The following is a 7807-nucleotide window of genomic DNA, read 5'->3' as shown; positions in this document are numbered from 1 at the left end:
GCCATCCACACGTCCGGTTCCGGTCTTTCCGTAGAATGTTCCGGCATCGGAAGAAGAAAGGCAGATGGAATCTTTTACTGCATTGATGTTTTCAGGAGCAAATCCAAAGTTGTTATTCTGCAGCTGGGTTAAAAGTTCGACTTGCTCTATTGGAGAAATTTTCAAGGAAGACTCCATCCAATAGGTGGAGAAATCACCGCTCATGTTCTTATTTCCATATCCGATTTCCTTGATATAATCGTAAACGGAAGTAGTACCAAGTTGTTCGTCCACTGATTGGAAGTACCAGTTCACAGATGAAGCCATAGCAGACTGCAAGGTCTGATCAGCGTTCCATGCTTCAAACGGATAGTTTTCTCCATTCCATGCAATAAAAGAATCCTGTGGTGTAATGACACCTTCTTCCAATCCAAATAAAGCATCATATATCTTGTAAGTGGAATCCGGTGCAACTCGTAGCGTAGCATGTTTTATATCATGTATGCTCCAGACATCATTTCTAAGATCGTATAAAACAAAGCTTCCTTCGTATTTTCCAAAGTATTTAGAAAAATCTACATATGAAATATTTTCTGAGGAAGATTTCCATTGGTAGCGACTTTCGTCCGCTGCATATGTAGAAATAAAAGGTGTAAGTCCCATTATTAGAACTGTGGTCAGTATAAAAGCAGTCATGCCTTTTAATTTCTTGCAAAACGTTGGTTTCTCATAAGAGGCAATGTTGATAATGCGACGCTTCATTTGTTTCATGTTTCCGCTAAGGTTGGCGGCAAAAGGAAAAGGAGAAAAGGAGACCTTTTCTATAAAGTTAATCAGCGTATTTCCGTAATCCTCATAATCGTCCTCTTCAAGCATTTTTAGAACAGAAGTGTCACAGGCAACTTCTCTGTCGTTACGCATTTCTCTTAGTGCAAACCAGACAAAGGGGTTAAACCAATAAAGCACTCCGGCAAAGTTCATAAGATAATTGGCAATGGCATCCTTATGTCTGTAGTGTTGCAGTTCATGCAATAGCATATATCTCATATCAGATTCATGATAATCTGAGATTAAATGAATTGGCAGATAAATACATGGCTTCAAAAATCTTACAATAATAGGGGATTTCAAAAAAGCGGTACTGTACACAGGAATATTCCTTATTATTTTCATCTCATTCAAACATCTGTTATACAGTCTGCGAACTTTCGGATTCTGAAGGGGAAGTGCAGATCTCTTTATAGTGCGTAAACGAAGAGAAGATTTGATTACCAATATCATCATCACAAGCATTCCCACAATCCAAATACTCAATAAAATGTACCCGGTAACGGATGATGTGTCATGGTTTACAGAAAGGGCAAAGTCATTCATCCAATTTGTAGTACCAGATAAATCGGTATTCATAACATTATTTGTACCAACATCGGCATGAGAAGTGGTGGAGTTTTGTACGCTACTGAGCCATGAGAAAATTTGCGGGAAACTAACTAGACGGAAGGGCATAAAAGGTACTGCTAAAAGTCCGAGTAACAGCAACCACAGATTATACTGCATCCGGCTGGACAAGTTGTTTCTGAATACCCATTTGGCTATCAAAAGAATTCCGATGATACCGCTGATCAATACATTGCATAATAAAAAGCGTATCATGAAATTAGCCATGTTAATCGCCTCCTTTTTTTCCTCTCTTGGATAGAAGAGAGCGAAGCGTTTCTATTTCTGGTTCTGTCAGTTTGTCATTTTCTATGTATGCAGATAACATAGCTGTAATATCCCCGTCATAATAACGATTAAGAAAGGAATTACTTTCTTGGCAAATATATTCACTTTCTTTTACTAATGGAGTATAAACGAAAACACGACTTTGTTTTTCATAAGTGAGTACACCTTTAGTAACAAGACGTTTAATAAGTGTTTGTATCGTTTTAGGACTCCAGCTTGTGGACTGCAGTAATTTTTCTGTTATTTCATTGGTGTTAATTGGAGCATGTTTCCATACGATTTTCATAACTTCATATTCAGCTTCGGAAATCTGCGGCAAGTCACTCATTTAAAATCCCTCCTAAAATCTTACGGTTGTAATAAAAATATTATAAGTTCTAATTTTTCTGCTGTCAATTCAAACAAACAGGTTGATTTAAAATCTTACTTGTGTAATAATTAAAATATTACACAAGTAAGATTTTAGAGAGGAGAAAAAATATAAGCAAAAATAATTGAAAATAAGAAAACCAATAGTGTCAAATAGATTCTATTGGTTTATCAAAGAGTAGGGTTATCTTGTTTTCGCAGTAATTCAAGCAAATAACGAACCATAGGTAACAAATCATTTGCTTCCTGTTCCGTGCAATCATTTATTAAGGTAAGGAGCTTCTGAAGATTTGGCTTCTGGTCGTTGCTATCCGGATAGAAAATCTTATCTGCTGGTATCTTAAGATATGTAATCAATGGATACAGTTTCTCAAATTTCGGATTACCACGTCCGGCTTCGATGTTCAATATAGTGCGTTGATCTAGATTAAGAATTTCTGCCAGCTTTTCCTGTGAAAGACCGAGTTCTGTACGGGCTTCACGTACTGCGTTGGCAAGATTTTGTTTTATATCCTGCATTGTAATTCACCTCGATAGTAGTTTACATTACACATCGACAGGAGTGAATTGCGTTAGAATACAGAGCGAATATGGAGTACAGTACATGTGGAGACTGTAGTTTTGATGTCAAAGGTGAACCCTAAGAAGTAAAAAATATGTAGTAAATAAAAGGCTTTTCAGAGAGCTATCGTTAAAGAGTACGATTGGCTGCTGGAAAGCCTTGTATGCCGAGCTGCTGACTACCGGCAAGCTGAACGATTACCTTGCAGACCTCAACGAGCAGGCAGAAGCAATGTTTTCTCGGCTGGTAAAGCAGCTTTCCGAAAAAGAGGGCATAACGGAAGCCCTCAAAGCGGAAAATCAAATGCTGTGGGTGCAGAGGATGAACAACATACGTAGTGCTGCTATGGAAAGCGTTGCAAACGATTTGATTTACTGTTAGGAGGACGGCTATGAAGGTCAAGCTGGACGATTATGAGGTGAGGGTGCTGATAAACGGCTTAATACAGCAGCACAGGAGCTATGACGCAGAAACCAACGGTCAGATTGACGCCCTCGCCCTTCGCCTGTGCGACATTGCAGAAGCAATGAAGCCGGGACGGAAGAAGAAAATCTCTTTTGAGCCGGTAGAAATCAGAGTAATTCGACATTGCCTTATAGAGTGGCGAAACCGAGAGATACAGGCAGAAAGACACGGTGCGGTGGATGCCTTAAACGAACTGCTGATATGGTTTACCCGCTAAAGAGAAAAGTCGTTGTCACAGACGGCGGCTTTTCCTTTTCGGGTAGTATTCAAGAAGTCATAAAGTTCCGTGAGTAATGGAAGAAGGCAATGCTTTGAGAAAAAGATGAGAGCAATATTCTGAAAACTACTTGAGATTTTGGGGAAAATCTGCTAAAATACTTTTGTATATCTATGGGGTGGGGGAATTCATATCCTTTTGCCTTAGAAATTATGGAAGGAGGACTTGACTATGGCAAACGGAAATGCGACAATTATTGTCGGCTTGGATCGGCTTGGATCGGCAGGAGCATAGCGCCGTTTTTTCAGCGTGTCAAGTCTTATTTCATACAATTTATAACGAACCAGTTGCCGGAGACAGGGCGCATTATGCCTTGGCTTCGGCTTTTTGCGTTTGCCGGAAGGATGGTGGTTTGATATTGAAGTCCTAACCACGACCGGCAAATCGAGCTTTTCCGGTTAAACCTTCTATCTTCTTCGGCGTGTCCGCTGTCGGAGGAAGAAAATAGCGGATAGAATTATTTTGGAGGAATGAAAATGAAGAAGAAACTTCTAAGCCTTTTGCTTGCGTTGTGCCTTGTGATGGCACTTGTTCCGATGACAGCGTTTGCTGAAGGAACTTCAGTAGATAATTGGGACGGCTCGGCAGACACGAGCTGGTATACGAGTGCGCCTGACGCTTCGGAATATCATATTTCAACGGCAGAACAGCTTGCAGGTTTGGCACAGCTGGTGAATACTGACCCCGGAACTACAAATTTTGCAGGGAAAACTTTCTATTTGGAAAATGACCTTGATTTATCCGGACATGAATGGATTTCGATTGGTACTGTCCTCGGCGGGGATTACCCTGAATACAGTTTTTGTGGTGTATTTGACGGACAGGGTCATGTGATCTCAAATCTCTACTCTCATGAATCATACATTGAGGGCGCGGATGAGTCCCATAATTTACTTAGAAATGCTCTGTTCGGCAGTGTTTACAACGGAGAAGTTAAAAACCTTGGTGTTGCAAACGCTGAAATCTGGATTGATCCTAAAGATAACAGTGCCGCAGGTAAAGGTATTTTAGTTGACTGGATGGGTAAGTCCAAAATCACGAACTGCTGGACATCCGGCAGTATTTACAGCGGCACCAAAATAGAAAAGAATATTGGCGGTATCGTTGGTGTTACCGTGCAGGGCTGCACCATTTCCGGTTGCTATTCTACTGCAACGCTTACAGGCAATTTCACGAATTCCGAGGGGTATTATACAGATCCGCAGTATTTACCACCGGATACCATTGGTGGTATTGTTGGTGCAAGATTTGATGGCAATTTAACAGTCACAGATTGCTGGTTCGGCGGCAAAATTGTTGTCAATTCTATTCTGGCTGCCGTTGGCGGAATTGTTGGATATGCCGACACTGCAACTGTCAAGAATTGCATGGTCGTTACTAAGGATATTGGCAGAGATTCCGTAACAGAAGAAGTTAACACCTGCTGGGTAGCTTATGCCCTCGGCGGCACAGTAGAAAATTGCTATTGGCCGAATGACGAGAAAGCATATGACCCGTCTCCGCTTGCGTATGTAGGAGGACAAAGTAACGAAGAACAAGGTACTGCCATCACAGACTTTACCTCCGCAGATGTTCTCACTGGCCTTCAGACTAATGCCGGTGCGGGCGTTGAATGGGTTGCCAGAATCGGTCATCCAACTTTTGTGTGGGATGACAATAACATTCCCGCTGATTACACAGCTGTCGATGCAGCCATCGCAAGGGCAACGGCTCTTGATAGCAGCCTTTATACAAATTATTCTGCGGTAGAAGATTCCATTAACTCTGTTGACCGAGCAAAAAGCAAAGCCCAGCAAACAGAGGTTGATGCAATGGCAAAGGCTATTGAAGATGCCATTGCTGCCCTGCAATACAAGGATGCTGATTACACAAAGGTTGATGCAGCCATTGCCAAAGCAAATGCGCTAAACAAGAATGACTACAAGGATTTCTCCGGTGTGGAAGCTGCTGTCAATGCTGTTGTCCGTGACAAGAACATCACTGAACAGAGCGAAGTTGATGCAATGGCGAAGGCTATTGAAGATGCCATTGCCGCCCTGCAATACAAGGATGCTGATTACACAAAGGTTGATGCAGCCATTGCCAAAGCAAATGCACTAAACAAGAATGACTACAAGGATTTCTCCGGTGTGGAAGCTGCCGTCAATGCTGTTGTCCGTGACAAGAATATCACTGAACAGAGCGAAGTTGATGCAATGGCGAAGACTATTGAAGATGCCATTGCTGCCCTGCAATACAAGGATGCTGATTACACAAAGGTTGATGCAGCCATTGCCAAGGCAAATGCACTGAACAAGGACAACTACAAGGACTTCTCTGCTGTAGAAACTGCTGTCAATGCTGTTGTCCGTGACAAGAATATCACTGAACAGAGCGAAGTTGATGCAATGGCGAAGGCTATTGAAGATGCCATTGCTGCCCTGCAATACAAGGATGCCGATTACACAAAGGTAGATGCAGCCATTGCCAAAGCAAATGCACTGAACAAGGATAACTACAAGGACTTCACCGGCGTGGAAGCCGCTGTGAATGCAGTGACCCGTGGTAAGAACCTTACGGAGCAGACCGAAGTGGATGCAATGGCGAAAGCTATTGAAGATGCCATTGCTGCCCTGCAATACAAGGATGCTGATTACACAAAGGTTGATGCAGCCATTGCCAAAGCAAATGCGCTAAACAAGAATGACTACAAGGATTTCTCCGGTGTGGAAGCTGCTGTCAATGCTGTTGTCCGTGACAAGAACATCACTGAACAGAGCGAAGTGGATGCAATGGCGAAGGCTATTGAAGATGCCATTGCTGCCCTGCAATACAAGGATGCCGATTACACAAAGGTAGATGCAGCCATTGCCAAAGCAAATGCACTGAACAAGGATAACTACAAGGACTTCACCGGCGTGCAAGCCGCTGTGAATGCAGTGACCCGTGGTAAGAACCTTACGGAGCAGACCGAAGTTGATGCAATGGCGAAGGCTATTGAAGATGCCATTGCTGCCCTGCAATACAAGGATGCTGATTACACAAAGGTTGATGCAGCCATTGCCAAAGCAAATGCACTAAACAAGAATGACTACAAGGATTTCTCCGGTGTGGAAGCTGCTGTCAAGGCTGTTGTCCGTGGTAAAAATATTACGGAGCAATCCGAAGTAGACAAGATGGCAAAGACTATCGAAGATGCGATTGCTGCTCTTGAGAAAAAAACTGCCAGTACCAAACCGGGAACATCCGATAAGAGTCCGCAGACCGGCGATACAAGCAACCTTGCACTGTGGATTGCCCTGTTGTTCATCAGCGGCGGTGCAGCCATTGGCACAACGGTTGTAAGCAGGAAGAAAAAGTACAACAGATAATTGAATAGCGTTCCCTTGCTCCAGCTTCCGAGCAAGACAAAAGCGTCGTAGAAATACGGCGCTTTTTTGTTACCCGGAAGCGACAAACAGCGACTTGTGAATGACGGACGGTAAGGATACCGCCGCTAAAACAAAGCCGCTCATATCGAAAGAAAACGCCCAAAATCGCCCCGAAACCATACAGCGGGGTCAGGTTTTGGGCGTTTCTGCGTTTCGGGAGCAAATCGGCAATTAGGCAGCGATAAGGAGGTGTCCGTTATGCCCCGTATGCCGAAATACCTCAAGAGAGAATGGGCGTTCCTTCTTGATGAGCGTGGCAGGAAGAAATACAACGAGCTTTGTGCAATCTTATGGAATAAATCTTATTTGTATTGAAGAAGGAATTGACTCGTCACAGACAAGTGGAAAACTTTTAATCTCTGTTTTGTCTGCGGTTGCAGAAATTGAAAGAGAGAATATCATCGAGCAGACAATGAATGGACGGAGGGAAAAGGCACGGCAAGGTGGTTGGAATGGCGGATTTGCACCATACGGATATTATCTGAAAGATAATCAGCTTTTGATAGAAGAAACGGAAGCTGAAGCAATCAGAATTGTCTATTATTGGTGTTCATCCACATAATGCGAATGAATTACTTAAGTGGTTACAGAAAAGTGGATTCTCTGATATTATGTTAGGAGATTTTAATGCGGGAGATTATAAGAAAAGATGCGAGGATAGTAAGTTTAAAGATAATAGAAATAATTATAGGAAACTGATATTGGAATATACGGATATATGTAACGGGCAAAAGACAAGACGAATGGTTTTTCCTAACGGCTTTGTGTATGAAACGCCAATTGACCATGTATTAATTAAGGATAGTAGTGAACTTAAAAAAAAGTATCAATGCAAAATTGTTAAGATAGAAAGAAATGAGGATAATGTGTCAGACCATTATCCGATATATTTTAAATTATCATGTTTAGATGAGGCAGATAAATTACATTAAACTTGGAGACAAATTGGTGCTAGAATATAAATAGTACAAGCCAAAATGAGAAATTCCAAATACACATAAGCATGGTACAATAGAGATA

Annotated in this window: 7 protein-coding genes and 1 pseudogene; 5 read left to right on the top strand and 3 right to left on the bottom strand. The window is 42.1% G+C overall.

Annotated features, from left to right (window positions below):
- From WMO37_RS14740 to WMO37_RS14730, 3 genes are all read right to left on the bottom strand, one after another.
- Positions 1 to 1644 (bottom strand): BlaR1 family beta-lactam sensor/signal transducer (locus WMO37_RS14740; protein ID WP_349155396.1); only part of this gene is annotated, 1644 nt, incomplete at its 3' end.
- A 1-nt stretch (position 1645) separates the two neighbouring features.
- Complete coding sequence (locus tag WMO37_RS14735; protein ID WP_117567708.1) at positions 1646 to 2032, bottom strand: BlaI/MecI/CopY family transcriptional regulator; 387 nt, start codon at positions 2030 to 2032, stop codon at positions 1646 to 1648.
- Between the two features lie 212 nt (positions 2033 to 2244).
- Entirely contained in the window at positions 2245 to 2592 is a 348-nt protein-coding gene (locus WMO37_RS14730; protein WP_117553309.1) for a helix-turn-helix transcriptional regulator, read from the bottom strand.
- A gap of 202 nt (positions 2593 to 2794) precedes the next feature.
- Here WMO37_RS14730 and WMO37_RS14725 point away from each other — a divergent pair, with 202 nt between their 5' ends.
- From WMO37_RS14725 to WMO37_RS14705, 5 genes and pseudogenes are all read left to right on the top strand, one after another.
- A complete protein-coding gene (locus WMO37_RS14725) occupies positions 2795 to 3016 on the top strand; it encodes a TnpV protein (protein WP_330603330.1) in 222 nt (73 codons plus the stop codon).
- Positions 3017 to 3026: 10 nt separating this feature from the next.
- Entirely contained in the window at positions 3027 to 3317 is a 291-nt protein-coding gene (locus WMO37_RS14720) for a hypothetical protein (protein WP_227089130.1), read from the top strand.
- A gap of 536 nt (positions 3318 to 3853) precedes the next feature.
- A complete protein-coding gene (locus tag WMO37_RS14715) occupies positions 3854 to 6727 on the top strand; it encodes a hypothetical protein (RefSeq protein ID WP_227089132.1) in 2874 nt (957 codons plus the stop codon).
- A 301-nt stretch (positions 6728 to 7028) separates the two neighbouring features.
- Positions 7029 to 7328, top strand: a pseudogene (locus tag WMO37_RS14710) (recombinase family protein); the annotation flags it as partial.
- Entirely contained in the window at positions 7321 to 7719 is a 399-nt protein-coding gene (locus WMO37_RS14705; RefSeq protein WP_227089133.1) for an endonuclease/exonuclease/phosphatase family protein, read from the top strand. The pseudogene WMO37_RS14710 and the gene WMO37_RS14705, both read left to right, overlap by 8 nt.
- The last annotated feature ends 88 nt before the right edge of the window (positions 7720 to 7807 follow it).

The organism is Lachnospira intestinalis (assembly GCF_040095895.1).
GTDB lineage: Bacteria > Bacillota > Clostridia > Lachnospirales > Lachnospiraceae > Lachnospira > Lachnospira intestinalis.
Note: the sequence above shows the minus strand (reverse complement) of the source record. Positions and strands in the feature narration are given on the sequence as shown.

What these genes read in the sequence shown, in the direction of transcription:
- WMO37_RS14730 (WP_117553309.1), bottom strand. Translation starts at nt 2,592, where the DNA reads ATGCAGGATATAAAACAAAATCTTGCCAACGCAGTACGTGAAGCCCGT.
- WMO37_RS14735 (WP_117567708.1), bottom strand. Translation starts at nt 2,032, where the DNA reads ATGAGTGACTTGCCGCAGATTTCCGAAGCTGAATATGAAGTTATGAAA.
- WMO37_RS14715 (WP_227089132.1), top strand. Translation starts at nt 3,854, where the DNA reads ATGAAGAAGAAACTTCTAAGCCTTTTGCTTGCGTTGTGCCTTGTGATG.
- WMO37_RS14720 (WP_227089130.1), top strand. Translation starts at nt 3,027, where the DNA reads ATGAAGGTCAAGCTGGACGATTATGAGGTGAGGGTGCTGATAAACGGC.